This is a genomic window from Pseudomonas sp. QD4 (genome assembly GCF_049199125.1).
GTDB lineage: Bacteria > Pseudomonadota > Gammaproteobacteria > Pseudomonadales > Pseudomonadaceae > Aquipseudomonas.
Map to the genome: position 1 here is coordinate 1,043,799 of NZ_JBLZOM010000002.1, position 26,603 is coordinate 1,070,401.

24 protein-coding genes are annotated in these 26,603 nt (G+C 61.7%); 14 read left to right on the top strand and 10 right to left on the bottom strand.

All coding sequences use genetic code 11. The features are described from left to right. Positions 1–31: 31 nt before the first annotated feature. The 8 genes from algG (at position 32) to ACOZJV_RS15780 (ending at position 10,160) form a co-directional block, all read left to right on the top strand. Complete coding sequence (algG, locus tag ACOZJV_RS15745) at positions 32–1,606, top strand: mannuronan 5-epimerase AlgG (protein ID WP_421548327.1); 1,575 nt, start codon at positions 32–34, stop codon at positions 1,604–1,606. 11 nt (positions 1,607–1,617) lie between these two features. Continuing rightward, positions 1,618–3,078 carry an alginate O-acetyltransferase gene (locus ACOZJV_RS15750; protein WP_421548006.1) on the top strand — a complete coding sequence of 487 codons (1,461 nt, stop codon included), beginning with the start codon at positions 1,618–1,620 and terminating at the stop codon, positions 3,076–3,078. 7 nt (positions 3,079–3,085) lie between these two features. Then, positions 3,086–4,201: a mannuronate-specific alginate lyase gene (locus ACOZJV_RS15755; RefSeq protein WP_078469915.1), complete on the top strand. Its 1,116-nt coding sequence runs from the start codon at positions 3,086–3,088 to the stop codon at positions 4,199–4,201. A 152-nt stretch (positions 4,202–4,353) separates the two neighbouring features. After that, complete coding sequence (locus ACOZJV_RS15760; protein ID WP_421548007.1) at positions 4,354–5,919, top strand: MBOAT family O-acyltransferase; 1,566 nt, start codon at positions 4,354–4,356, stop codon at positions 5,917–5,919. An 11-nt stretch (positions 5,920–5,930) separates the two neighbouring features. After that, positions 5,931–7,106 (top strand): alginate O-acetyltransferase, encoded by a 1,176-nt coding sequence (locus tag ACOZJV_RS15765; RefSeq protein WP_201129556.1) that lies wholly within the window; start codon positions 5,931–5,933, stop codon positions 7,104–7,106. Between the two features lie 14 nt (positions 7,107–7,120). Further along, positions 7,121–7,774, top strand: coding sequence for an alginate O-acetyltransferase AlgF (locus ACOZJV_RS15770; protein WP_020298391.1), 654 nt, complete (start codon positions 7,121–7,123; stop codon positions 7,772–7,774). A gap of 116 nt (positions 7,775–7,890) precedes the next feature. Next, on the top strand, positions 7,891–9,342 hold the full coding sequence (locus tag ACOZJV_RS15775; protein WP_078469912.1) for a mannose-1-phosphate guanylyltransferase/mannose-6-phosphate isomerase: 1,452 nt from the start codon (positions 7,891–7,893) through the stop codon (positions 9,340–9,342). A gap of 542 nt (positions 9,343–9,884) precedes the next feature. Further along, the gene (locus ACOZJV_RS15780) at positions 9,885–10,160 is read left to right on the top strand and encodes a short-chain dehydrogenase (protein WP_201129555.1); all 276 of its coding nucleotides are present in this window, start codon (positions 9,885–9,887) and stop codon (positions 10,158–10,160) included. Positions 10,161–10,559: 399 nt separating this feature from the next. Here ACOZJV_RS15780 and ACOZJV_RS15785 read toward each other — a convergent pair whose 3' ends face one another. Further along, positions 10,560–11,825 carry a type II toxin-antitoxin system HipA family toxin gene (locus ACOZJV_RS15785; protein ID WP_421548008.1) on the bottom strand — a complete coding sequence of 422 codons (1,266 nt, stop codon included), beginning with the start codon at positions 11,823–11,825 and terminating at the stop codon, positions 10,560–10,562. Continuing rightward, complete coding sequence (locus ACOZJV_RS15790) at positions 11,822–12,118, bottom strand: helix-turn-helix domain-containing protein (protein WP_072451362.1); 297 nt, start codon at positions 12,116–12,118, stop codon at positions 11,822–11,824. The genes ACOZJV_RS15785 and ACOZJV_RS15790 overlap by 4 nt, the downstream gene beginning before the upstream one ends. Before the next feature lie 857 nt (positions 12,119–12,975). On the opposite strand from ACOZJV_RS15790, the gene ACOZJV_RS15795 reads away from it, so the two are divergent. Continuing rightward, the gene (locus tag ACOZJV_RS15795) at positions 12,976–13,614 is read left to right on the top strand and encodes a hypothetical protein (RefSeq protein WP_421548009.1); all 639 of its coding nucleotides are present in this window, start codon (positions 12,976–12,978) and stop codon (positions 13,612–13,614) included. 30 nt (positions 13,615–13,644) lie between these two features. Here ACOZJV_RS15795 and ACOZJV_RS15800 read toward each other — a convergent pair whose 3' ends face one another. Further along, on the bottom strand, positions 13,645–14,307 hold the full coding sequence (locus ACOZJV_RS15800) for an RES family NAD+ phosphorylase (protein WP_421548010.1): 663 nt from the start codon (positions 14,305–14,307) through the stop codon (positions 13,645–13,647). Between the two features lie 529 nt (positions 14,308–14,836). On the opposite strand from ACOZJV_RS15800, the gene ACOZJV_RS15805 reads away from it, so the two are divergent. From ACOZJV_RS15805 to ACOZJV_RS15815, 3 genes are all read left to right on the top strand, one after another. Beyond that, positions 14,837–15,301 carry a multidrug transporter gene (locus tag ACOZJV_RS15805; RefSeq protein WP_078469907.1) on the top strand — a complete coding sequence of 155 codons (465 nt, stop codon included), beginning with the start codon at positions 14,837–14,839 and terminating at the stop codon, positions 15,299–15,301. A gap of 36 nt (positions 15,302–15,337) precedes the next feature. Beyond that, on the top strand, positions 15,338–16,162 hold the full coding sequence (locus ACOZJV_RS15810) for an SDR family oxidoreductase (RefSeq protein WP_421548011.1): 825 nt from the start codon (positions 15,338–15,340) through the stop codon (positions 16,160–16,162). Between the two features lie 179 nt (positions 16,163–16,341). After that, a complete protein-coding gene (locus ACOZJV_RS15815; RefSeq protein ID WP_421548012.1) occupies positions 16,342–17,373 on the top strand; it encodes a sel1 repeat family protein in 1,032 nt (343 codons plus the stop codon). A gap of 23 nt (positions 17,374–17,396) precedes the next feature. Here ACOZJV_RS15815 and ACOZJV_RS15820 read toward each other — a convergent pair whose 3' ends face one another. The 6 genes from ACOZJV_RS15820 to ACOZJV_RS15845 form a co-directional block, all read right to left on the bottom strand. Continuing rightward, complete coding sequence (locus tag ACOZJV_RS15820) at positions 17,397–17,792, bottom strand: DUF3592 domain-containing protein (RefSeq protein WP_078469904.1); 396 nt, start codon at positions 17,790–17,792, stop codon at positions 17,397–17,399. A 57-nt stretch (positions 17,793–17,849) separates the two neighbouring features. Beyond that, positions 17,850–18,284 carry a DUF3592 domain-containing protein gene (locus ACOZJV_RS15825; RefSeq protein ID WP_421548013.1) on the bottom strand — a complete coding sequence of 145 codons (435 nt, stop codon included), beginning with the start codon at positions 18,282–18,284 and terminating at the stop codon, positions 17,850–17,852. A gap of 91 nt (positions 18,285–18,375) precedes the next feature. After that, positions 18,376–19,239 (bottom strand): HlyD family secretion protein, encoded by an 864-nt coding sequence (locus tag ACOZJV_RS15830; RefSeq protein ID WP_201129546.1) that lies wholly within the window; start codon positions 19,237–19,239, stop codon positions 18,376–18,378. 10 nt (positions 19,240–19,249) lie between these two features. Next, positions 19,250–19,450 (bottom strand): DUF1656 domain-containing protein, encoded by a 201-nt coding sequence (locus tag ACOZJV_RS15835; RefSeq protein WP_078469901.1) that lies wholly within the window; start codon positions 19,448–19,450, stop codon positions 19,250–19,252. Then, positions 19,440–21,641: an FUSC family protein gene (locus tag ACOZJV_RS15840; protein WP_421548014.1), complete on the bottom strand. Its 2,202-nt coding sequence runs from the start codon at positions 21,639–21,641 to the stop codon at positions 19,440–19,442. Before ACOZJV_RS15840 ends, ACOZJV_RS15835 begins: the two co-directional genes overlap by 11 nt. 24 nt (positions 21,642–21,665) lie before the next feature. Next, entirely contained in the window at positions 21,666–23,177 is a 1,512-nt protein-coding gene (locus ACOZJV_RS15845; protein ID WP_421548015.1) for an efflux transporter outer membrane subunit, read from the bottom strand. Positions 23,178–23,440: 263 nt separating this feature from the next. Here ACOZJV_RS15845 and ACOZJV_RS15850 point away from each other — a divergent pair, with 263 nt between their 5' ends. Together ACOZJV_RS15850 and ACOZJV_RS15855 are read left to right on the top strand one after the other, a co-directional pair. Then, positions 23,441–24,409 (top strand): LysR family transcriptional regulator, encoded by a 969-nt coding sequence (locus tag ACOZJV_RS15850; RefSeq protein ID WP_020298381.1) that lies wholly within the window; start codon positions 23,441–23,443, stop codon positions 24,407–24,409. Positions 24,410–24,575: 166 nt separating this feature from the next. Further along, positions 24,576–25,550: a 2-hydroxyacid dehydrogenase gene (locus ACOZJV_RS15855; RefSeq protein ID WP_201129540.1), complete on the top strand. Its 975-nt coding sequence runs from the start codon at positions 24,576–24,578 to the stop codon at positions 25,548–25,550. 106 nt (positions 25,551–25,656) lie between these two features. Here the strand turns inward: ACOZJV_RS15855 and ACOZJV_RS15860 are convergent, their stop codons facing one another. After that, complete coding sequence (locus ACOZJV_RS15860; RefSeq protein WP_201129538.1) at positions 25,657–26,568, bottom strand: DMT family transporter; 912 nt, start codon at positions 26,566–26,568, stop codon at positions 25,657–25,659. Positions 26,569–26,603 lie beyond the last annotated feature (35 nt).

Consider the following 26,603-nt stretch of genomic DNA (forward strand, 5'->3'; position numbering starts at 1 on the left):
GAAGGGAGTGCCCACGATGAATTGCTACCCCATGAACAGCCATGCCGCGAAAGGCTGCCTCAGCCTGCTGGCCGGCGCGATGCTGCTGGCCAGCTCGGCCGCCTTCGCGACGGCCGAGCCGGCCAAGGCGCCAGTCGTGGCCAAGGAACTGCAACAGGCCAAGACCTACACCGTCAGCAGCGCGCCGACCGAGCCGCTGGAACTGGCCAAACCGACCCTGCCCGACCTCTCCGGCTACACCGCCGAGGCCGCCGCGGCCAAGATCGTGCGCAGCAAGCCGGGCAAGATCAGCGTGCGCCGCATGATGCAGGAAGACGCCCTGAAGGACTTTATCGGCGGCGATAACAAAATGGCCGAGTGGGTGGTGCGCCAGCACGGGATCCCCCAGGCGATTTTCGTCGACGACGGCTACATCAACCTCAAGGACCTGGTGAAAAAACTGCCCAAGCAGTACATCAGCGAAACCGCGCCCGGGGTCTACCTGGCCAGGATCCCGATCGTGGTCGGACGCCACGGCATCCTCGACATCGACCAGCAGACCAAGGAGCTGCGCCTGTCCCAGGAAGGCGGTTCGTTCCTGGTCAACGATGGCCAGCTGTTTGTGCGTGACACCAAGGTCACCGGCTGGCGCGAGAAGGACAACGGCCCGGCGACCTTCCGCTCGCCCAAGGAATTCCGGCCGTTCCTGCTGGCCTGGGGCGGCACCGAGACCTACATCGTCAACAGCCAGATGGCCAGCTTCGGCTACGCCAACAGCAAGTCCTACGGCGTGAGTATTTCCCAATACACGCCGAACATGGCCAAGGTCCTCAAGCGCCCTGAACCCACCGGCTGGATCGTCGGCTCGGAGTTTTCGGACATGTGGTACGGCTTCTACTGCTACGAAACTCGCGACTTCGTGGTCAAGGGCAACACCTACAAAGACAACATCGTCTACGGCATCGACCCCCATGACCGTTCCCACGGCCTGATCATCGCGGACAACACCGTGCACGGGACCAAGAAGAAGCACGGGATCATCATTTCCCGCGAGGTCAACGACAGCTTCATCTTCAACAACCGCAGCTTCGACAACAAACTCTCGGGCCTGGTGATCGATCGCAACAGCATCAACAACGTGATCGCCTACAACGAGATCTACCGCAACCACACCGACGGCATCACCCTCTACGAGAGTGCCGACAACCTGTTGTGGGGCAACAAGGTGCTGAGCAACAAGCGCCACGGCATCCGCATTCGTAACAGCGTGAATATCCGCCTCTACGAAAACATCTCCATGGCCAACGGCCTGACCGGGGTCTATGGCCACATCAAGGACCTCTCCGACACCGACCGCGATATCAAGCTCGATCCGTTCGATGCCCAGGTTTCGCTGATCGTGGTCGGCGGCGAACTGGCGGCCAACGGCAGCGGCCCGATGTCCATCGACTCGCCGCTGAGCGTGGAGCTGTACCGCGTATCGATGCTCGCACCGACCAAAAGCAGCGGCATCAGCTTCTCGGGGATTCTCGGCGAGCGCCAGGACGAGATTCTCGACCTGCTGGTGCGCCAACAAAAAGCGGTGCTGATCGACCCCGTCGAACGCCAGACCGAATTGCGCGATTGAGGATGACTTTTATGCACCCACACCTGATCAAGATCCTGAGCCTGTCGGCGTTGACCGCCGGCATCCTCGCTGCCAGCGCCGGCGCCCGCGCCGATGACGCGGCTGCCGAGGCCAAGGCGCCAACATTCAGCGCCGAGCCGTGCTGCAACCTGTGCCCGGCCGCCCACGACGCGAAGAATTACGTCACCCGCTACCAGCAGAACTTCACCACCCTGGTACAAGCCCAGGGCGACTGGCTGTTCCGCACCCAGGAAGACCTGCGCACCGAATTCAACACCACCCCGGAAGGCTTCCGGCGCATGAAGCAACTGCACGATGCCTTCCAGAGCAAGGGCGTGGAGTTGGTGGTGGTCTACCAGCCGACCCGGGGCCTGGTGAACCGCAACAAACTCAACCCCGAGCAGAAGGCCCGCTTCGACTATGACAAGGCGCTGAAAAGCTACCAGGGCATGCTCGGCCGTTTTGCCCAGATGGGTTATGTGGTGCCGGACCTGTCGCCGCTGACCAACGAACAGCTGCCCGACACCCTGCCGGCCCATGACTTCTACTTCCGTGGCGACCAGCACTGGACCCCCTACGGCGCCCAGCGCACAGCGAAGATCGTGGCTGAAAAAGTCAAACAGATGCCGGCCTTCGCCGACATTCCCAAGCGTGAATTCGAGACCCACAAATCAGGACGCATGGGCAAGACCGGCACCCTGCACAACATGGCCGGGCAACTGTGCGGCACCAGCTACGCGGTGCAGTACATGGACCAGTTCACCACCGAGCCCAAGGGCGAGGCCGGCGATGGCGACCTGTTCGGCGATTCCGGCAACCCGGAAATCACCCTGGTGGGCACCAGCCACAGCGGCAAGAACTACAACTTCTCGGGCTTCCTGCAGCAGGAACTGGGCGCCGATATCCTCAACGTCGCCTTCCCCGGCGGTGGCCTGGAGGGCTCGATGCTGCAGTACCTGGGCAGCGAAGAATTCCAGAAAAAGCCGCCGAAGATCCTGATCTGGGAATTCTCGCCGCTGTATCGCCTGGACCAGGAAACCATCTACCGGCAGATGATGGCGCTGCTCGACAACGGCTGCGAAGGCAAAGACGCCCAGCTCAGCGGCAGCACCACCCTCAAGCCCGGCAAGAACGAGCTGATGGTCAACAGCAAGAACATGGACCTGCGCAACAGCAGTCATCAGGTCGATATCCGCTTCGCCGACACCTCGGTGAAAACCTTGCAAGCCACCCTCTGGTACATGAACGGGCGCCACGAGGACATCAAGATCGAAAAACCGGAAACATCCGACACCGATGGGCGTTTCGCCTTTGAACTGCGCACTGACGAAGACTGGGCCTCGCAGAATCTGCTGGCGGTCGAAGTCCAGGGCCCCGAAGCGGGCACCGCAGGACAGAAAGTCGAAGCGAAAATTTGCAAACGCAACGTATTCCCGAGCGCCGGGCAACGCACCGCGCAAATCGGGCAATGAGGTTTCTATGCAAACTGCAACGCTGAAAAAACTCCTGACACCGACCCTGCTCAGCCTGGCGATGTTCGCCGGCAGCACCCAGGCCGCCGCCCCGCTGCGTCCGCCCCAGGGCTACTTTGCGCCGGTGGACAAGTTCAAGACTGGCGACAACAGCGAAGGCTGCGATGCCATGCCCGCGCCCTATACCGGCGCCCTGCAGTTTCGCAGCAAGTACGAAGGCTCGGACAAGGCCCGTTCGACCCTGAATGTGCAGTCGGAAAAAGCCTTCCGCGACACCACCGCCGACATCACCAAGCTCGAGCGCGGCACCAGCAAACGGGTGATGCAGTTCATGCGTGACGGTCGTCCGGAACAGCTGGAATGTACCCTCAACTGGCTGACCTCCTGGGCCAAGGCCGACGCGCTGATGTCCAAGGACTTCAACCACACCGGCAAGTCCATGCGCAAATGGGCCCTGGGCAGCATGGCCTCGGCCTATATCCGCCTGAAGTTCTCCGACTCCCATCCCCTGGCCGCCCACCAGCAGGAAGCGCAATTGATCGAAGCCTGGTTCAGCAAGATGGCCGACCAGGTGGTCAGCGACTGGGACAACCTGCCGCTGGAAAAAACCAACAATCACTCGTACTGGGCCGCCTGGTCGGTGATGGCGACCTCCGTCGCCACCAACCGCCGCGACCTGTTCGACTGGGCCGTCAAGGAATACAAGGTCGGCGCCAACCAGGTCGACGCCGACGGTTTCCTGCCCAACGAACTCAAGCGCCAGCAACGCGCCCTGGCCTACCACAACTACGCCCTGCCGCCGTTGGCGATGATCGCCAGCTTCGCCCAGGTCAACGGGGTTGACCTGCGCCAGGAAAACAACGGCGCCCTCAAGCGCCTGGGTGACCAGGTGCTGGCCGGGGTCAAGGACCCGGATATTTTCGAGAAGAAGAACGGCAAGGAACAGGACATGACCGACCTCAAGGTCGACTCCAAATTCGCCTGGCTCGAACCCTTCTGCAGCCTCTACACCTGTGGCCCGGAGGTGCTGGAACGCAAGCACAAGATGCAGCCGTTCAAGACCTTCCGCCTCGGCGGCGACCTGACGAAGGTCTATGACCCGTCCCATGAAAAGGGCTCTTGAAACGGATGCCGGTCGAGCGCGGGTGCGGCCAGGGAGCTGACTCCCTGGCCACATGAAGTCTTTGCAACAGGGTAACAACCCAACCGTTTTCCAACGGGGGGGTTTGGGGGGGCTGCGGCCTCTGTCTATTGGTTAAACACGGAGAGATCGGGATGGTTTTCTCATCCAATGTGTTCCTGTTTCTGTTCTTGCCGATCTTTCTCGGCTTGTACTACTTGAGCGGGCAACGCTATCGCAACTTGCTGCTGCTGATCGCCAGCTATGTGTTCTATGCCTGGTGGCGCGTGGACTTCCTGGCGCTGTTCGCCGGCGTCACCCTGTGGAACTACTGGATCGGCCTCAAGGTGGGCGCCGCCGGTGTGCGCACCAAACCCGCCCAGCGCTGGCTGCTGCTCGGGGTCGGGGTCGACCTGTGCATCCTCGGCTACTTCAAATACGCCAACTTCGGCGTGGACAGCATCAACGCGATGATGACCTCCTATGGTCTGGAGCCGTTCATCCTGACCCACATCCTGTTGCCGATCGGGATCTCGTTCTACATCTTCGAGTCCATCAGCTACATCATCGACGTCTACCGCGGCGACACCCCGGCCACCCGCAACCTGATCGACTTCGCGGCGTTCGTGGCGATCTTCCCGCACCTGATCGCCGGCCCCGTCCTGCGCTTTCGCGACCTGGCCGACCAGTTCAACAACCGCACCCACACCCTGGATAAATTCTCTGAAGGCTGCACGCGCTTCATGCAGGGTTTTATCAAGAAGGTGTTTATCGCCGACACCCTGGCGGTGGTGGCCGACCATTGCTTCGCCCTGCAGAACCCGACCACGGGCGATGCCTGGCTCGGCGCCCTGGCCTACACCGCACAGCTGTATTTCGACTTCTCCGGCTACAGCGACATGGCCATCGGTCTGGGGTTGATGATGGGTTTCCGCTTCATGGAAAACTTCAAGCAGCCCTACATCAGCCAGTCAATCACCGAGTTCTGGCGGCGCTGGCACATCAGCCTCTCCACCTGGCTGCGGGACTACCTGTACATCACCCTGGGCGGTAACCGCAAAGGCACCCTGACCACCTACCGCAACCTGTTCCTGACCATGCTCCTGGGCGGCCTGTGGCACGGGGCGAACATCACCTACATCGTCTGGGGCGCCTGGCACGGCATGTGGCTGGCGATTGAAAAAGCCATTGGCCTCAACACCTCGCCGCGCAGCTTCAACCCGATCCGCTGGGCCTTGACCTTCCTCCTGGTGGTCATGGGCTGGGTGATCTTCCGCGCGGAAAACCTGCACGTGGCCGGACGCATGTACGGCGCCATGTTCAGCTTTGGCGACTGGTCGCTGTCGGAACTCAACCGCGCCAGCCTCACCGGTCTGCAAGTGGCAACCCTGATCGTGGCCTACATGACCCTGGCGTTCTTCGGCCTGCGGGACTTCTACCGCAACCGTCCGCCCGTCAAGACCCAGCCTGAAGTCAGCGCCGCCAGCGATGGCCCGGCCGCCGCCCAGCCCGGCCTGATCAAGGCTGTGCCTGGCGACAACCCCGGCAGCATCCACCAGCCGGGTTACATCGTGGGCACCGACGCCCAGGTGCAACCGGCCTATTGGACTGCCGACTGGCCGCGCTACCTGATGCGCACCCTGGTGCTGCTGCTGTTTATCGCCTCGATTCTCAAACTCTCGGCGCAAAGCTTCTCGCCGTTCCTTTACTTCCAGTTCTGAGGGATCTGCCCATGACCCGCTCATTACGTATTTTCTATATCGCCCTGTTCCTGGTGACCCTGATGGTCCTGGGCCTGTGGTCGGTGCGCAGCTTCTTCGGCTTCAGCACCAACAGCGATGCCACCGTACTCAACGGACGCTGGACCAAGGCCGTGGAAACTCACTACGACAAAGAGTTCCCGATCAAGCGCCTGGGCACCAACCTCTGGGCTGCGCTGGACTTCAAGCTGTTCAACGAAGGTCGTCCGGGCGTGGTCCTGGGCCGCGACCAGTGGCTGTACAGCGATGAAGAATTCAACCCCATCGTCAACGAAGAACTGAACCTGCAAGGCAACTACGCCCTGGTCGAAGGCGTGCGCCAAACCCTGAAGGCCAAAGGCGTGAAACTGGTGATGGCGATCGTGCCGGCCAAGGTCCGCCTGTACCCGGAACACCTGGGTGACGTGCAGCCGGCGAGCATCCACGCCAACCTCTACCAGGACTTCCACGCCCGGGTCGCGGCCGACAAGATCCTCGCCCCCGACCTGCTGGGCCCGCTGCAACAGGCCAAGCAACAGGGTGAGCAAGTGTTCCTGCGCACCGACACCCACTGGACCCCGAGCGGCGCCGAAATCGCCGCCCGGCAACTGGCCAAGGCGATTGCCGAAAAAGCCCCGCTGAGCGGCCAGCCGCAGCGCTTCGTCACCGAAGCCGAGCAGACCGTGGAGCACAAGGGTGACCTGCGCCTGTTCCTGCCCCTGGACCCCTTGTTCGAAAACCTGATGCCGGCCCAGGAGCCGCTGCAAAAACGCGTGACCCGCGCCGCCGACGACCAGCCGGCCGCCGACGATGCGCTGTTCGCCGACAACCAGGTCCCGGTGGCGCTGATCGGCACCAGCTACAGCGCCAATCCCAACTGGAACTTCGTTGGCGCACTGAAGCAGGCGCTGCACAGCGACGTGGTCAATTACGCCGAAGACGGCCACGGCCCGATCCTGCCGATGCTCAGCTACCTGAAAAGTGACGCCTTCAAAAACGATCCGCCGCAAGTGCTGATCTGGGAATTCCCCGAACGCTATCTGCCTGTGAACAACGAAATCGGCGACGCCGACCCGCAGTGGGTCGCCGAGCTGAAAAAAGCCGGCGCCAGCCAACAAAACGTAGCTGCACTCAACAAATCCGAGACGCCCGACCGGGCGCAAAACTGAAAGAGAGGTACACCATGACTTTCACTACTACTCCGCGTCGTCTCGCCAAGGCCCTCACTCTGGCCGCCGGCATGAGCGTGCTGTCGATGTCCGCCTTCGCCGGCGACGCCGCGCTCTACGGCCCGACCGCGCCTAAAGGCTCGTCCTTCGTGCGTATCTACAACGCCAGCAACAGCGAAGTCAGCGCCACCGTCGGCAGCACCAACCTCAACGACGTCGCCCCGCTGGCCAGCAGCGACTTCAGCTTCATGCCCGGCGGCGACTACAGCGCCAAGGTCGGCAGCCAGACCGTGCCGGTCAAACTCGCCGCCGACCACTATTACACCCTGGTCAACAACGCCAGCGGCCAGCCGCAACTGATCGAAGAACCGCCGTTCAAGAACAAGCAGAAGTCCCTGGTACGGGTGCAGAACCTCAGCGACAAATCCCTGACCCTGAAAACCGCCGACGGCAAGACCGATGTGGTCAAGGCCGTGGCTGCGAAGGGCCGCGGCGAGCGCGAGATCAACCCGGTCAAGGTCAGCTTCGCCCTGTACGACGGCGAGAAAAAAGTCAGCGACCTCAAGCCCGTGGCCCTGGAGCGCGGTGAAGCCGCCGTGCTCTACGTCACCGGTAATGGCAGCAGCCTGTCGCCAGTGTGGGTGAAACGCCCCGTGTCGACGCGCTAAGCAGAATCTGTCGCCGCTGCCCAGACACGAGGCAGCGGCGACAACGAGACAAAAACAAGAGTGAAACGACAGAACGCAGTAGCTCTAACCCATACGATATTTGAAGGAGTAACAACATGATTCCGGTGATCTTGTCAGGTGGTAGCGGCTCACGTCTTTGGCCGCTTTCGCGCAAGCAATTCCCCAAGCAATTTCTCGCCCTGACCGGCGAACAGACCCTGTTCCAGCAGACCCTGGAGCGCCTGGTGTTCGACGGCATGGACACCCCGATCGTGGTCTGCAACAAGGACCATCGCTTTATCGTCAATGAGCAACTCAGTGCCCGCAAACTGGAATCGCAGCGCATCCTGATGGAGCCCTTCGGTCGCAACACCGCACCGGCCGTGGCATTGACCGCAATGATGCTGGTCAACGAAGGCCGTGACGAACTGATGCTGGTGCTGCCCGCCGACCACGTGCTGGACGACCAGAAAGCCCTGCAGCGCGCCCTGGCCCTGGCCACCGTGGCCGCCGAGCGTGGCGAGATGGTGCTGTTCGGCGTACCGGCGACCAAACCGGAAACCGGTTATGGCTACATCAAGTCCAGCAGCGATATCCACCTGCCCGAAGGCGTGAGCCGGGTCGCCCAGTTCGTCGAAAAACCCGACCACAAGCGCGCCACCGAATTCGTCAAGGACGGTGGCTATTTCTGGAACAGCGGCATGTTCCTGTTCCGCGCCAGCCGCTTCCTCGAAGAGCTGAAAAAACACGATCCGGACATCTACGACACCTGCCTGCTGACCCTGGAGCGCAGCGTGCAGGACGCCGACACCGTGGACATCGACGAAGCCACCTTCGCCTGCTGCCCGGACAACTCCATCGACTACGCCGTGATGGAAAAAACCCAACGCGCCTGCGTGGTGCCGCTGAGCGCCGGCTGGAGCGACGTGGGTTGCTGGTCGTCGCTGTGGGACGTGCATGAAAAAGACGCCAACGGCAACGTCAGCAAAGGCGATGTGGTGATCCAGGACAGCCACAACTGCATGATCCATGGCAACGGCAAACTGGTGTCGGTGATCGGCCTGGAAAACATCGTCGTCGTCGAAACCAAGGACGCCATGATGATCGCCCACAAGGACAAGGTCCAAGGCGTGAAACAGATGGTCAACACCCTCAACGAACAGGGCCGCAGCGAAACCCAGAACCACTGCGAGGTCTACCGTCCGTGGGGCTCCTACGACTCGGTGGACATGGGCGGACGCTTCCAGGTCAAGCACATCTCGGTCAAGCCGGGCGCCTGCCTGTCCCTGCAAATGCACCACCACCGCGCCGAACACTGGATCGTGGTCAGCGGCACCGCCGAAGTCACCTGCGACGAAAACGTGTTCCTGCTCTGCGAAAACCAGTCGACCTACATCCCCATCGCCTCGGTCCACCGCCTGCGCAACCCAGGCAAAATCCCCCTGGAAATCATCGAAGTGCAATCGGGCAGCTACCTGGGCGAAGACGACATCGAACGTTTTGAAGACATCTACGGCCGCTCCACACCGGTGGAACGCGGCGTGTCGGTCAAGACAATCGCGCAGTAAGCGCAGCGGAAAGCTTCAAGCGGCTAGCTGCAAGTAAAAGCGGATCGCCGTTGTCAGCAATACCTTCAACCCTCTGGTCCATTGCCTGCGTCCCCTATCCGCAGGCAATGGGCCAGGGGGATTTTTTTGAGGGGGCCTGTAGCCGCCGCCGCCAGGCTGCGCTGGCCTTTGAATACGCCGTGATGTGTCAGGTGTATTGGTGGCGTGATTGATGGCCAGCGCAGCCTGGCGGCAGCGGCTACAGGTGTAGCGTCACGCTACAAATATCGGGTTGACCGCCCCAGCGGGCCTCCCTATCCTCGCGCCTGTCACGACTCATTCGTGATCGGGTTTGACGGCTCGGCAACACTTTCAGGACGCATAGTTCCTCGACTCTGCTTGCGCTCTTCTGCGCTCGCAAAAAGTCTTATGGCGACTGTGCGTGGGGCATCTTCGGATGCGCCGGGTTCCTGAGACCGGTCCGTCAACCTGCGTACAGTTGCCACCCCATTCGTTTGACGGCGATCCAGTGGCAGCTCTATTTATTTCAGGAGCAACACACCATGACGGACCGCATCGCGCTAACCAGCAACGAATCCTCCACTCCCACCCTGTTCATCGACACCCGCGCGCCCCTGGACGAACTTCACGCCAGCGCCGCCTACCGCATCCTTGCGGTCACCCAGTTGATGGAAAGCATCGTCCATATGGACAACCGTCAAGCCGACGCCACCGACCTCTCACAAATCGCCCACGCCAGCGTCATCCTCCTGCGCGATGGATGCGATCTGCTGGACGTACTGGGTCGGCGTATTCGTGGCAGCCAGCACCTGAGCTGACACCCACACCACCCGCCCCCACCCAAGCGCCGCCCGGTAGGGCGCGCCAACAGGCGTTTGATCTTGATCCACCCGCCCCTTCGGCAGGCCGAGTGGAGGTGTTCATCAGGGGAATGGCGCGTAGCGCCCCTCGACGCAGTCGAGGACATCGCTAGTAGCGATGCCCCCTGAGGGACGCCGGAACGAGGGAACCCGAGCGCAGCGAGGGCCGTACGCTCGGGGCGAGACTTTTTGGTTCCTTTTGTGGCGTTTGACAAAAGGGACTCGCCGTAAGGGCGAAACCCTAAGCCGCCGTTACCGCAGCAACGGATATGCACCCAATCCGCAAAAAACCAGGCCGGCTAGCAGACCACCCCGAACAAAACAGCAGCACACATCCCAGCCCTGGACACCGAGCGCTTAAAACTGCGCATGAACATCCGCAAGCGTCTCAAAGATCTCCTTCCCATCAGCCGCCAGAATACCCAGCTCAGCAAACACCGCTTCCCAATTGCCCAACGCCTCCAGCGTCTGATCAATGTAGTCATCCGGCTTGAGAAACTTGTAGTCCGCACACAAGCGCCTGATCGCCTTTCTGGACGGACGCCCCTGGCCATCGAACGCGGTAGTGTGCTCGCCCATACCGGTGGAGAAGGTCAGGTCGTACGCGGGCGCCAGCACCCACTGCCCGTCCTGATCGCCTTGCCCCTCTTCGTACAGAAAAGCGAAGTTCTTCGCGTGATCGTCGTAGTTGTGGGCCAGGCCGTTGAACACCATGAGCCGGGCCATTTTCTCCACTTCCTTGGCGCTCCTGGTCAGGGCGAACGTCAACCTCAGCAAGTCCTTGTAGTCCAGGCACGGAACTCTGAAGTCCGCATGCAGAATCCCGGCAGCGGTCATCATGTGCACTTTCTGATTGTGCTTGCGATCAAAGCGCCGGGTCGCAAAAAAACGCTCGTTCCAGCCCTGCTCCGAGGGCACGGTGATGAGCTCGCTGTGAGCCATATCGACTCCAGCGGCGCGGGCCATGCGGGCGTAGGCGCATTCAATCGCGCCCATGGACCAGGGTTCCTCAAGGGACCTGAATTTCACGATCCAGTGCGCGTAGCCCTCCGGCAAGGGTTCAAACGCCGAAACCACCTGGGACAGATCCGCCGAAAACGCAACGGCAGCCTTGGGCCGTGCGCCCCCCGGCGAGCCACCGGCAATCCGCAGCGCTTTCAACACCTCAACCGTCTCCCCCACCTGGACCTGGACCGATGCCTCATACAACGCTGAAAGGCTGATGGGCTCCCGGGCCACTTTTTCCGACATGGGGTAGTACTCGAGGGCACCCATTCCCCGGTTGCCGATGTAGGCAAGACGGTCGAGCTGAGTCAGGCCGTGGGTAACCCGCGATCCATACTCCGCGGTAAAAAAACGCCCCATCAACAGCAAGCCCCAACCGTCGGGAAGAGAATCGGCGAAGGCCCCATGAAGGCCCAGAAACAGATGGGTATCGGGTTGCTGCGGCCTCTCGTCGAAGGCCAGTTGGGGCGACAGGTTGAACCCCTGGGTCAGCCACTCCTTGGCATAAGTGAAGTAAGTGCCTTGGCGGTTCCAGCTAAGCAGCCCCACCTGACGGCCATGCATGAAGACGCCCAACTCTTCGATCGGCTTGTACTTCTTGATGCCTCGTTCAGTCATCGGGTGCCCCTCTGGCGTTTTGAGTTTTGCAGCTCAAACAGCGTGTTTGGCGAAGGCGGCTTGAACAACTTGAGCAGCGGATCAAGCTCATCCAAAGCCGCCGCGATCAGCACCATCGACTCAAGGGAAATGGCTCCCTGCAGCTCAAAGCGCTTGATCGTCGACGCCGGCACCCCGGATTTTTCAGCCAAGGTTTTGCGCGACAGATTTTTTGACAATCTGAGGGCCTGGGCGTTTTTTCCGATCTCGGCCGTGATCTCGGACGGGGTGTACATAAAGCGAGTCAGTGACATAACTGATAGACCTGCCCAAGCGAGTGGGTACTTAACTTAATATGGACAACCTGATATCCATTATAGGCGTTTTATAGAAATAGAAGACCTTATATGGTCCACAAAAATCAGGCAGAGAGTGCTAGAGCAAAACGTATAAGGGCCATCAGCCTTCAAGCGGCAGGGAACTTTCCAGCCCCGACTCCGCCTGCGCGGTGTCGTACGCAGCCTGCGGCAGCGATTACAGGTCCGAGGCCTCTCGCCTACTCAAAATTTCTGCCTCCAATGCCCCAGAGGCGCCGCCCGGTAGGGCGCGCCAACAGGCGTTTGATCTTGATCTACCCGCCCCCTTCGGCAGGCCGAGTGGAGGTGTTCATCAGGGGAATGGCGCGTAGCGCCCCTCGACGCAGTCGAGGACATCGCTAGTAGCGATGCCCCCTGAGGGACGCCGGAACGAGGGAACCCGAGCGCAGCGAGGGCCGTACGCTCGGGGCGAGACCTTTTGGTTCCTTTTGGCTGGGCCGGCATTCCGGGCGTTTGACAAAAGGGACTCGCCGTAAGGGCGAAACCCTAAGCCGCCGTTACCGCAGCAATGGATATGTACTCCAACCATCCTCTCCAAGTAACCGCTACCACAAACTGCGCGGGCCCCTAAAACCGCCACAATCCTTCCTGGCCTATCCCGTCCAGCGCAGCCTGGCGGCCGCGGCTACAGACAGCGGATCGTGCAACCCCACGCGAATGCCATCCTGTTGCGTGCACTGCTGGCGAATTCGAAATCACCGTAGGTTGACGAGTTGCTACATTGACGCATTGACGCATAAAAAATAGGGAGCTAGCCTAAGGTCACTGAAAAACCACCCGCACGGGAGGGGAAAATGAAGACTGCCATTGGCAAACCCACTCAACAACCAATCCATTCCCAAGAGGCTGCCAAGGCTGCACTGATGGAGGGTTTTGAAAACTTCCTGGACAACCTGTCTCAGCCGCTTCTTATGGAAATAGCCAACCATGGGGCAGAAGAAACCTATTTCGACGCACTTCAGGCACTCCTGAAAAAAGTCGGCACCCAACAGCTGAGCCCCCAGGTACGTAATCAAATTGCCTATACAAAAGGCAAAGCGCTTTCATTTGAAAACATTAAGAAAACCTACGAACTGCTTGACTCTAAAACCGTCTGTGAAATCCTCGGCATCTCTCGGCAAGCGCTCAACAAGAGAGTCCAGGCCGGACAGGTCATTGCTTATACCGAAGGTGCTCGTAAGCACTACCCCGCGTTCCAGTTCAAGAACAACGCCGTGATTGCAGACATTGGCAAGTTGACCAAGGCCCTGGCCATCGACTCCAAAGAGGGTGCGAAAACCAATGTACTTTTGGGATATTTAGCCCAGGACATGGACTTTTCCAACCCAGGGGAGCCACAAAACCTGCAGCCCAGGTACACACTGCTCTCCAACAAGGATGCTTTTGAAATAATTGTTCGCGACTTCCAAAACAGATTGACCATGGGCAAGTGAAATCGGCGCCATTAAAGGGCCAACTCATTCTCACTCGATTGGAACCCGCATGCGATTTAACAACTCACCGACCGTTTCCCCATTAGAAAGCACCACACTTCCCAACGGCTGCTTACTCACTGCGACCAGTTGAGTAGGCCGGCCTTCAAACAACACCAGATTGCACCCCTCCAGGCTTGCCGTGATGGGATACACCTGCGAGGGATAGAGGATGCCGTCGACAGCAGGTTGCCAGCGCATGACAACGCCACTCAGGGTTTGCGTGTAGGCATAACCTTCATCGCCCTGTCCGCGCGACTTGACGATTGCGCCAAGGGTTTTGCCAGCGTTGCGAGCCAATGCCGCCGCATCGACCACCACCAATTGGCGAGTGGTTTGAATAAGATACAGTGACCTTTCCTCTACTTCGGACTGCAAAACAGGGCTTCCTGCCCCAGACCTTCCATGTTGCAACGTTTCCGCAAGTGCCACCCTATCGCTGAAGGAAACATAGCAGGTGCCGATTTTCTTCTGAGGATCGCCGTAGCGGGTGTCCGAATTGCGATTGTAATAAAGCGGGTCAGAATACTGTTGTTCTTGTACGCGATATACCGACATTCGCTCAGCGATGAGCCTGGTTGGCAGATCGTGCATTGAAAGGGCGGCATGAACTTCCTGCTTAGCTACTTCGAACGTAGTCTTTTTCTTGGTCATCGATTATTGGGCCTCTAATAAGGTTGTTTTTTTGCACTGGGCTTTTCCATTAGCACGTTCAAAGATTGCTCACATCAATTGAAACGCCATGTAACCCTTATGCAACTCATGATATCCGCCGGATTAAAAAACAGTTGTCCAAGACTGATCCTGGTGCAGATTCAATCTCAAAACCCAAGACCTTTCCAGACATTTTTATATTAAAAAACAATAAAAAAACTATGCCCGCCAAAGAATTACATCAATTAATACAGGCAGCCAACCCCATGAACCTTGGGGGACACCTTAGTTAACAAAAAACCGCCCAGATTATTTGATACAAATAAAACCCAATGTTTTTCCTGCTCTTATTTGATAAAAACCATCTTCACCCTGGAAACTTCTGGATAAGCTCTTTGGCTGACCCTATAACTGAAACACCGTTAAACTTTCGCCCATTTGCAAAAGCCCCTGATCAAAGCCATCCCTCATCGCCAACCCCACCTACGCTTAGGTAGGATGTCCCCCTCTCTTCCCCGAGGCGCATGTCATGTTCATCGGCGTTCTGCTGGTCATCACCTGGTTGATCCTGCTCCTGCGCTACCCCGCCAAAGCCCTGCCCGTGTCCCTGGCGGCAGCTTTTGGCCTGGGCCTGGTGGCCTGCTGGGTGGTCTGGCTCGACAACCGCGAAGCCCAGCAACTGGCGCGCCTGGAACTGCGCATCGCCTACGCTCCCCAAGCCTGCCCGGCCGACCGCCCCTTGCAGTTGAAGATGAACAACGGCAACGACGTACCCCTGATCGAATTGCGCTGGCGCATCGCCGCCTACGCCCCGGGGGATACGGTCAATCTTGCCGACAACCAGTACAGCGCCCCGCGCTATCGCGGCCCCGGCGAGTTGCAAGCCGGCGCCAACTGGGAAGACTGCTTGCCGCTGCCGCCCCTGCGCCCCGGCTACCGCCCACAGACCCTGGAGTTTCGCGCCGAGCGTTTGCAGGGTAGTTTCTCCGACTGATTGCCCCCTCCCTTCTTCCAGCACAAGGACCGCGCCATGCCCGTCGCGTTGATCACCGGTTGTTCCAGCGGTATTGGCCGCGCCCTGGCCGACGTTTTCAAAAACGCCGGTTTCACTGTCCTGGCCACCGCACGCAAGGGTGAGGATGTGGCTGCCCTGCACGCCGCCGGTTTTACCGCACTGCAACTGGATGTGAATGACGGCCCGGCCCTCAGCGCCCTGGGCGAGCAGATCAACCTGCAGTACGGCGGCCTCGACGTGCTGATCAACAATGCCGGCTACGGCGCCATGGGCCCGCTGCTCGACGGTGGCGTCGAAGCCATGCAGCGCCAGTTCGAAACCAATGTGTTCTCGGTGATCGGGGTGACCCGGGCGCTGTTTCCGGTGCTGCGCCGCAGCCGGGGGCTGGTGGTGAATATCGGCAGCGTTTCCGGAGTGCTGGTGACGCCCTTTGCCGGTGCCTACTGCGCCTCCAAAGCGGCGGTGCATGCCCTGAGCGACGCGCTGCGCATGGAGCTGGCGCCGTTCGGCATCCGCGTGATGGAAGTCCAGCCCGGGGCCATTGCCTCAAGCTTCGCCCGCAATGCCGGGCATGAAGCCGAGCAACTGATCAACGAGCAATCGCCCTGGTGGCCGCTGCGGGAAGGGATTCGCAACCGGGCCAAGGCCTCCCAGGACAAACCGACCCCCGCCAGCGAGTTCGCCGCCCACCTGCTCAAGGCCGTGCAGCAGGACTCGCCGCCGCGCCTGGTGCGGATCGGCAATGGCAGCCGTGCGCTGCCGCTGCTAGCCGCGCTATTGCCCAAGGGGCTGCTGGACAAGGTACTGATGAAGCGTTTCGGATTGAGCGCCAGGCTCTGATCGTTCAACGCCGGCCATCACGCGCATGACAGCGTTGTGCGCAGCGCCGATGCCCGTAGAATGCGCGCACTCAAATCGCAGGGAAGCGGCACCTCAAGCACGGAACGGCTGCACCCCGTCCCTGCTCATGCCCTCCTGGCGCCCTCGCTTTTACTCGATTGAACCTCAGGGACTCTCCATTGAAATGTCGTAGCCTGCTGCCCTTGGCCATCTTCAGTCTGCTGGTGGGCTGCAATGCCGCGTCACCGGACGAGAAACTCAATAACTCCCTGCCGGACTTGAGCCTCGAAGAGATCCTGCCCAAGGTCGAGGCCAACCAGTACTGCACGCCGGATATGGACAGCGAGTTGCTGCTCGGCCTCGGCAGCCGACTGAGCGATGAGGACGACCTGCTCTATGGCGCAGGCCGTACCTTGCAGGCCAGCAAGGAAATAAAAATGGCCCGCAGTTGCCTGATCATGGCCGCCCCTCGCTACACCACGAGCCTGTGCGTCCTGGCCGGCATTGTCGGCGCCAGACAAAACGACTATGACAAAAGTGAAGCCTTCAACTACATCGCTTACGCCGCCAAGCACAATGAATCCTGCGCGGAAGCAGGCCTGGCCGACCTCTACAGCGTGGGCAAGCTGGGCATTGCACCGAACAAGGAATTGGCCATGGGCTGGCTCGAGCGTGCCGCACGGCACGGCGACCAGGACTCGCAACAGGACATGGTGCGTTGGAGCCGCGACCAGGGCAATTTCCCGGTGGCCTATGCCTGGGCCAGGGTCCTGGATGATGCAGAAACAGTCGAGGCAGTGAAGCGCAAAATGAGCCCGCAGCAAATTGCCGAAGGCGAGCAGCACTACACCCAACTGCTCAGCCAACTCACCCCCGAAAAGGATATCAAGGAGGCGCTGCGCAAGATCGTCATCGCCATCAGCTCAGCGGATCTGTACTACAGCCACCCGCAGGTGTTCGAGGGCATGTCCCCTGTGCAACGGCGCGCGTTCGTGGCCCAGTTGGTGGACATGCAAGATCTCTACCCGCAGTTCCACACCCGTGGCCAGGTGATGGCCTACGCATTGATTGCCCGCAGTGTGCAAACTACCGGCCCGGCCGTGGACCTGTGGCAGGACCCGGCGCTGCATGCCTTGCTGATCAATGATGAGCTGAGCGTGGAAGAGATCGTCGCCAAGGCCAAAACCATCCTGGCCAAGCGCAAGCAGTAACGGCGCAAGTGACCGGCCCGCCCTCAAATGACCAGCATCGCGCCCAATGCCGTCAGGGCCAGGGCCCCCAGCAGCGCGCTGATAAACAGCCCGTTCCAGGTATCGGGGATGACCTCGGCAGGGTTGCCGGGGTTGTAGAACACCCCCACCGTGTCGCCGACCTTGGATTTGGAAAACTGACTTTTGAAATCATGGGTCAGCAGCGTGCCGTCAGCGGTGACATAGGACACGGTTCTGGAGGAGATATAGCTGGTGCCGCCCTGCACCCCGACCATCCGCGAACTGGAAAAGCTCAGCACCTGGGCCGGCGCATAAACGCCGTTGAGCCTGAGGGCAAAAAAATCGCGGGACGTATGATAAATACCCAGCCCACTGCCCAGCACCATCAGTAAAAAGAAAAACTTCGCGATATATCGCACCTGCACACTCCTGATCTGCTTCAACAGCTGACGCCCTACGCTCTTTCAACGCCCGGTTCAGGGCTCGACGGGCGGCCCCTGCGGCGGCGCTTTCATGGGCGTAAACGACGAAAACGCCAGCAGCCCGGCCAGGGCCCCGAGCGTCATCATCAGCCCGAAAAACAACGTCAGCCAACTGGCCGAAACCACGTCCTGGGGGTTCTCAGGTTTATACAGGAGGTCGACCTGGTCGCCCTCTTTCGCCCCGGACAACTCATCGTGAAAGCTGTGCTTGATCAGCGTGCCCTCGGCCGTGGCGAACTGGACATCGGTGTATCGGGTGTAGCTGGACTTGCCGCCGTTGTGCACCGGGTACACCGTGACCCGAAGCACCGTGCCGACACTGGGCAGGCCATTGAGGCGGTAATCGACAAACTGGTGGAAGAAATGCACGGCACCGGCGCCGAAAGCCAGTGCCGCCAGTAAAAAAATACTCCCTGGAAAAATCCTCACCCACGTCATCCCTGCTCAACAAAGTGCGGCGAATATAGAGAGCGGCTACAGGCAGCAGCAACCGTTTTGTGCAGCGGCTGCCATTCTGCCCCTATTGCTCCCCCTCCTGCCTGACTACCACGGTGCAGGTGATGCCCGCCGCCAGCAGCACGCCGTCCGGCACTTCATCGATGTGGATACGCACCGGCACCCGCTGGGCCAGGCGCACCCAGTTGAAGGTCGGGTTGACGTCGGCGATCAGCTCGCGGCTTTCCGGGTTGTCGCGGTCGTATATGCCGCGGGAGATGCTTTCCACATGACCCTTGAGCACTTCGCCGCTCATCAGTTGCATGTCGGCTTTATCGCCCACCCGCACGTGGGGCAACTTGGTTTCTTCGAAGAAGCCGTAGACCCAGAACGAGTTCATGTCGACCACGGCCATTTTCGGTTCGCCGATGCGCGCGTAGTCACCGCGATGCACGTTGAGGTTGGTGACATAACCGTCCACCGCCGCCCGTACCTGGGTGCGCGCGAGGTTGAGTTCGGCGGCGTCCAGTTGCGCCTGGGCATGCTGGTAATCGGCCAGGGCCGAGTCGGCGATGTTGCTGGCGTCGTCGCGGTTTTCCTTGGAGATCACCAGGTTGTCCAGGTCGGCGCGGCGGTGGGCGTTGACCTTGCGCATCTCCCAGGTGGCCTTTTTCGAAGCCACCAGCGATTGCGCCTGCTTGACCGCGATGCGGTAGTGCTCGGGGTCGATCTGCATCAGCAGGTCGCCTTTTTTCACCAACTGGTTGTCGCGCACCGGCACCTCGACCACTTCGCCGGTGACGTCGGCGGCGACGTTGATGATGTCCGCCCGCACCCGACCATCGCGGGTCCAGGGGGTGTTCATGTAGTGCTCCCACAGGGTGCGGCCGATCCACAGGGCAAGGGCCAGCACCAGCAGGGTCGCGAGCAGGCTGAAGAACTTTTTCATCGGATCACTCTCAACGGTAAACAGTGAGCGCCATGGCGCCGAACAGACAGGTGAACAGGCTCAGGCGCAGCAGCGCCGGGTGCCAGAAAAAGCGGTACAGGTCGTAGCCGGCGATAAACCGGTCCAGGGCCCAGGCCAGGGCCGCGGCGACAAAAAACATCAGGGTCATGGTCGGCATGTAAACGCCGTGGAAGGCGATTTCACGAGGCATGTTCGGGTCCTTGGACAGCAACGGGGCGCGGCGTGGCATAGGCCGCCAGCGGCGACTGGGGGTCGAGCAATGAGCTGCGGATAAAGTGCAGGTAGCTTTTCACCCGGCGCAGGGCCGAGGTGTCGAAGTGCGGGGCAAAGGGCTCGTCGGTGGCCTGGACCCGGCTGATGGCGTGGTCGACCGCGATCAGGCCGCGCTCCAGGTTGCTCTGGCTCGGTTGCAGGAACAGTCGCACCAGCGAGCGGCCCATGACCCGGATCGCCTGGCGCCACGGCTGGGATTGGGCATAGGCCGGGTGCACCGGCAGGATCGCCTGCTCTTTGCGCAATTCGATGATCGCGTGGCCGACTTCCAGCACCACGAACATCCAGCGCAGTAGCTCGCGCTGCACCTGGGGCTGCCCTACCGCCAGGCCATAGGCCTGGTGCAGCAGGTCGCGGGTTCGGCTCTCGAAGCTGGAGGCCAGACCCTTGAGCTTGCCGCTGATGGCGTACACCACCTGGCCGCGCAGGTCTTGTTCGAGTCGGCGCCACAGCCAGCGGCTGTTGGGCGGCAGGATGATCGCCCCGGCCGCCGCGCACACCAGCATGCCCATGACCATGGCGATGTAGTCGTTGATAAAGCTGTAGGGGTTGTAGACCGTGAGGTTGTCCGGCACCGAGCCGGTGCTGAAGAAAATCAGCAGCCCCAGGCCGACCCCGGCGTATTGCGGACGCGAGGTGAGGAACGAGCCCAGCACGATCACCGGCGCCAGCATCACGCACAACAGCGGGAAGCCGTCGATCCAGGGGAACACGAAGAACATTTCGACAAAGCCGATGATCGCCCCGATAAAGGTCCCGCACGCCATCTGGAACGCCATGCGTTTGGGGTTCGGCGTGGCCGCCGACAGGCCGATGGTGGCGGCGGCGATCAGGGTCATCGTTGCGCCGCTGGGCCAGGCCGTGGCCACCCAGTAACTGCCCAGTACCACCAGCACGAAGGCCGCGCGGATCCCCGAGGCGGCGGAGGCCAGCCAGTTGGTCTGCGGGGTGAAGGGTTCGTCCCAGCGCTCGCGTTCGTGGCTGTGGTCGGCCAGCGAGGCGTGGGTCTGGGCGTAGCCGTGCAGGTCGTCGACAAAGCGGTACAGCAGTTCGTAGGCGGTGTGGAAATCCAGCTGCTCGGCGTCACTGGGCTGCAGCTCCTGGAACTGCGCCCGCAGGCTGCGTACCCGGGCCGGCAGCTCGGCCTTGTAGGCCGCCAGGGCCGTGGCCAGGCGCGCCGCGTCGGGGCTGGTCAGGGCCCGGCCGGAGAAGCCGTCCAGCAGTTCGGCCAGGTCCTGCAACCCGGGCTTGATCGCGCCCACCACAGGGTCGGCACCGCTGCCACGCAGGCGCTCGAGCAATTGGTGCAGGGCGTTGAAGCGGGTGGTGATGCTCATGAACTCGCTGTTCAGGCGACTCAGGCGGCCGTTGCGCCGGCGCATGTGCGGGTCTTCAAACACCGTGACGCTGCGCAGGCCCTCCAGGCCCACCGCCTCGGCGATAAAGCGCACGTTGCCGCTCTCGAACGCCTCGCGCTGGCTGCGTCCCCGCAGGCCATCGGTGACAAACAGGGCAAACACCCCGAAGCGCTGGTACAGGGCATTGCGCATCGCGGCGCTGGCGGTCTGCGGCAGGATCGCGGCACTGACCAGGGTCGAGCAGAGAATCCCCAGGGAGATCTCCAGCACCCGCCACACGGCCGCCATAAAGGCCCCGTCCGGATGGGCCAGGGCCGGCAAGCCGACCATGGCGGCGGTGTAGCCGGCCAGCACGAAACCGTAGGCGCGAAAGTTGCGATAACGCGCCGCGCCGGCCGAACAGATGCCGACCCAGATCGCCAGGCAGCCGAGGAACAGCTCGGTGTTCTGGGCGAACAGGGCAATCAGCGCGACCATCACCGCCGACCCGGTCAGGGTCCCCAGGAAGCGGTAGAAACTCTTGGCGAACACCTGGCCGCTCTGGGGCTGCATCACGATAAACACGGTGATCATCGCGGTACGCGGCTGCGGCAGCTCCAGGCGCATGGCCAGCCACAAGGTGAGGAACGCGGCGGTCAGCACCTTGAAGATGTAGACCCAGGTCACGCCGTCGCTGCGCGCCCAGTCAAAGAAACCCCGGCGCCATTCAAGGGAGTGCAGCCAGCGCAAAGGTGCAGGCAAGGGAGTCATCGGGTCCTTCTCAGTCGTCAGCGATCAGTGGTCAAAGACGGCCAGGGCCGCCGGGGTCTTGCTCGGTTGGATCTTGACGTCCGCTGGCACATCGCGCCCCGCCTCCAGGCCGCCGCCCAGGGCCGTCACCAGCTCGGCATGGGCCGTGAGCCGCGCCGCCTGCACCTGCTGCTGGATCTGTTGCTGCTGGAACAACAGGCTCTGGGCGTTCAGCACATTGAGGTAGTCGGTGAGGCCGCGCTGGTAGGCGATCATCGCGATGTCATAGGTTTTCTGCGCCGACGCCACCGACTCGGCGGCAAAGCCTTGCTGCTTGTCCATGGACTCGCGGCGGATCAACTGGTCGGAGATGCTTTTCAGCGCATTGACCAGGGTCTGGTTGTAGTGCGCGACGGCGATGTCGTAGCCGGCCGAGGCTTCACCCAATTCGGCACGCAGGCGCCCGCCGTCGAAGATCGGCAGGCTGATGGCCGGGCCGACGTTGTAGGTGAGTTTCTTGCCAGTGAGGAACTCCAACGCACCGCCGCCGGTGGCCATGTAGCCGAGGCTGCCCACCAGGTCGACGTTGGGGTAGAAGCCGGCGTGGGCCACATCGATGCCACGGGCCTGGGCCGCCACTTGCCAGCGGCTGGCGACCACATCCGGGCGCTGGCCGAGCAACTGCGCGGGCAAGGCCGAAGGCAGGCGCAGTGCGGCGCCCAGGGCCAAGGTTGGCCGTTGCAGTTGCGCGCCGGCCCCCGGGCCTTTGCCGGCCAGGGCCGCCAGTTGGTTGCGGGTCAGGGCGATTTCTTCATCCAGGGCGTCGATCTGGCGATGGGTTTCCGGCAGCGGGGTTTGGGCCTGGCTGACTTCGAAGTGAGTGCCGATGCCCGCGTCCAGGCGCTTTTGCGCCAGCTCGAGAATCTGCTGTTGCTGCTTCAGGGTCGCCTGCACGATGTCGCGCCGGGCATAGTGCAGCGACAGCTGGATGTAGGCCCGTACCACATTGTTCGACAGCTCCAGCTGGGCCAGGCGCGCCTCGGCGGCGCTCATGTGGGCCAGGTCCACGGCGCGTTCGCTGGCGTTGCTTTCGCGCCCCCAGAGGTCCAGGGCATAGCTCAGGCCCAGGGCCGCGTTGTTGTCCCAGGTGGTGCTGTTGGCCAGGTCACCGGGACCGTAGAACTGATCAGTGGGCCAATTGTGGCGCTTGAGGCTGGCATCGCCCTTGATCTGCAGCGATTCGGCAGATTCGGCGACACCGGCCAGGGCCCGTGCCTGGCGCACCCGGGCGGCGGCCATGGCCATGCTCGGGCTGCCTTGCAGGGCGCGGTCGACCCATTGGTCCAGCTGCGGGTCGCCATAGGCCTGCCACCACTGGGCACTGGGCCAGTGGGCGTCCTGAGCGGCGCTCTGAATCGCCTCGTCGCTGGCCAGGGTATTGGCGGGAAGTAGCGTGCCTTGGGGCGCTATGCCTCCGGTTCCGATGCAGCCGCTGATTGCTAACGATAAAGCCCAAACACTGAGAGTCTTCAACTCTCTGCTGATGCGAGGCGGCACTGCTGCGAATTCCTGAGATCGGGGGAGGGGCAACTCTCTGGCAGGGGCCGTCTGGTGGGCGACACGATGCGTCTGGGACAACGCATTGCACGACAGGCTCCTGCAGATCGCGGCAATTCTAGGGGGCAGCCTCGATTGCGATAAGGTGGGTTTCCTGTGAATCTTTGTTACCGTAAACGCGATAATCCATTGGTCGTATCCCCAAGCCCCTGTAAACACTGAAACTTCGTGTCACAATTTGCCATCTCCCTTGAGAGCACCCCATGGACACTTTGCAAAACATGCGCGCCTTCAGCTGTGTCGCCGAGGCCGGCAGTTTCACCGCCGCCGCCGTGCAACTGGACACCACCACAGCCAATGTCTCGCGCGCGGTCTCCAACCTTGAGGCCCACCTGCAAACCCGCTTGCTTAACCGTACGACTCGACGCATCGCCCTGACCGAGGCCGGCAAACGCTACCTGCTGCGCTGCGAGCAGATCCTGGCCTACGTCGAAGAAGCCGAGGCCGAGGCCAGCGACGCCCATGCCCGCCCCGCCGGGCAATTGAAAGTGCACACCATGACCGGTATCGGCCAGCACTTCGTGATCGACGCCATCGCCCGCTATCGCAAGACCCACCCCGACGTGACCTTCGACCTGACCATGGCCAACCGCGTGCCGGACCTGCTGGACGAGGGCTACGACGTGTCCATCGTGCTCGCCAGCGAGCTGCCGGACTCGGGGTTTGTCTCCCAGCGCCTGGGGATCACCTACAGCATCGTCTGTGCCTCGCCGGCCTATGTAAAAGCCAACGGCTGCCCGAACAAGCCCATCGACCTGCTGAACCACGCCTGCCTGCGCCTGGTGAGCCCGGTTATCCCCTTGGAAAAGTGGACCTTCGACGGCCCGGAAGGCCAGGAAATGGTGACCATCAATGGCTCGCCGTTCCTGGTGAACTCCGCCGACGCGATGAAAACCGCAATCACCAGCGGCATGGGCGTCGGCGTGCTGCCGGTGTACGCCGCCATCGAAGGACTGCGCAACGGCACCCTGGTGCGGGTCATGCCGCAGTACCGCTCCCAGGAGCTGAACCTGTACGCCATCTACCCTTCGCGCCAGTACCTGGACGCCAAGATCAAGACCTGGGTCGAGTACCTGCGCGGCTCCCTGCCGGAGATCCTCGCCGCGCACCAGGCCGAACTCGCCGCCTACGAACTCAGCGGCAGCCTGGCCGGTGCACGCCTGACCAACTGAGCCTGCTCAACCGCTGTAACCGCTGCCGCCAGGCTGCGCTGGCCATCAGCATCAGGGCAAACACCCCTGATGCCCCCAGGCGCTCCCAATGGCCAGCGGCTACAAAAAAGCTGTCGAGAATGTTAGCTTGCTTGGCATTCTCTCCCGCCTGTCGAGCTTTCCCGCGATGAAAAAGACCGTACTTGCCTTCAGCCGCATCACTCCCGAGATGATCGAACGCCTGCGCCAGGAGTTCGACGTGATCGTGCCCGACCCCAAGCAGGGTGATATCAGCGCGCAGTTCAACGAAGCCCTGCCCCAGGCCCACGGCCTGATTGGCGTCGGCCGCAAACTGGGCCGCGCCCAGCTGGAAAACGCCGCCAAACTGCAAGTGGTGTCCAGCGTCTCGGTGGGTTACGACAACTACGATCTGGGCTACTTCAATGAACGCGGGATCATGCTCACCAACACCCCGGACGTGCTCACCGAAAGCACCGCCGACCTGGCGTTCGCCCTGCTGATGAGCAGCGCACGCCGGGTGGCCGAGCTGGACGCCTGGACCAAGGCCGGCCAGTGGCAGGCCAGCGTTGGCGCTTCGCTGTTTGGCAGCGACGTGCACGGCAAGACCCTGGGCATCGTCGGCATGGGCAACATCGGCGCCGCCGTGGCGCGTCGCGGCCGCCTGGGCTTCAACATGCCGGTCCTGTACAGCGGCAACAGCCGCAAACCCCAGCTGGAACAGGAACTCGGGGCGCAGTTCCGCAGCCTGGATCAACTGCTGGCCGAAGCCGATTTCGTGTGCCTGGTGGTGCCCCTCAGCGACAAGACCAAACACCTGATCAGCCAGCGTGAACTGGCGCTGATGAAGCCGAGCGCGATCCTGGTGAATATCTCCCGCGGCCCGGTGGTGGATGAGCCGGCGCTGATCGAGGCCCTGCAGAAAGGTCAGATTCGCGGTGCCGGGCTCGACGTCTACGAGAAGGAGCCGCTGGCCGAATCGCCGTTGTTCCAACTGAAAAACGCCGTAACCCTGCCCCACGTTGGCTCCGCGACCCACGAAACCCGTGAGGCCATGGCCAATCGCGCGGTGGATAACCTGCGCAGCGCCTTGCTCGGTGAGCGCCCGCAGGATCTGGTCAACCCGCAGACCTGGAAGGGCTGAGGGGCACGTCCAGGGGCGCCATGCCCCTGGAACCCGGCGGTTCTGCAAGCCCTGCCCCCATGATCAGCGACCTGGCCTACCTCCCAGCACCGGCTGCAGGTTGCGCTCAGGCAGCAGGGCGCAGATTCCCAGGGGTGACGGCCAAGGCCGGTTTCGGTTTGCGAAACACCAGCACGTTGCCCAGCATCACCAGGACCAGCCCGGCCAGTGCCGGAGCGGTCCACTGATAGCCTTCGGCGTAGGCCGACACATTCAGCGCCACCACCGGAAACAGCACGGTGCAGTAGGCCGCGCGTTCCGGGCCCATACGCCCGACCAGGGTCAGGTAGGCGGTAAAACCGATCACCGAGCCCGGGATCACCAGGTACAGCAGCGAGCCGATATAGCGCGTGTTCCATTCCATGGCGAACGGCACGCCCTGGACCAGGCAATACACTCCCAGCATCACCGCGCCGTAGGCCATGCCCCAGGCGTTGGTGGTCAGCGGCTTGAGCCCGGCCTTCTGTTGCAGGCTGGACAGCAGGTTGCCCGCCGAGAAACACAGGGTGCCGAGCAAGGCCAACCCAAGGCCCAGCAGGGTTTGCGGGCTGGCGCTGTGGCCCACCAGCTCCGGCCAGAACAACAGCCCCAGACCCAACAGGCCGAGGCCGCCACCCAGCAGCACGTTACGCGCCACCCGTTGGCCGAAGAACACCCGGGCATTCAGCGCGTTCCACAGGGTTGCCGTGGAAAACACCACCGCCACCAGACCGCTGGGGATCCACTGGCTGGCGTGCAAAAAGCACATGAAGTTGATGCAGAACAGGCACAAGCCCTGGGCCAGGCAGATCAGGTGCCCGCGCCGGTTCATCACCTGCAGTTTGCGGCTGAGCAGCAGCAATACGAACAGGATCAGCGCCGCCAGGCCGAAGCGGTAGACGATCGAGACCGGAATCGCCACCACGCCCAGTTGCAGTTTCAAGGCGATCCAGGTGGTGCCCCAGATCAGGACGGTGAGCAAATACAAGGCAAGGTTCATGGCGCTACTCCTGAGTTCGGCTTGCAGTGTCAGGC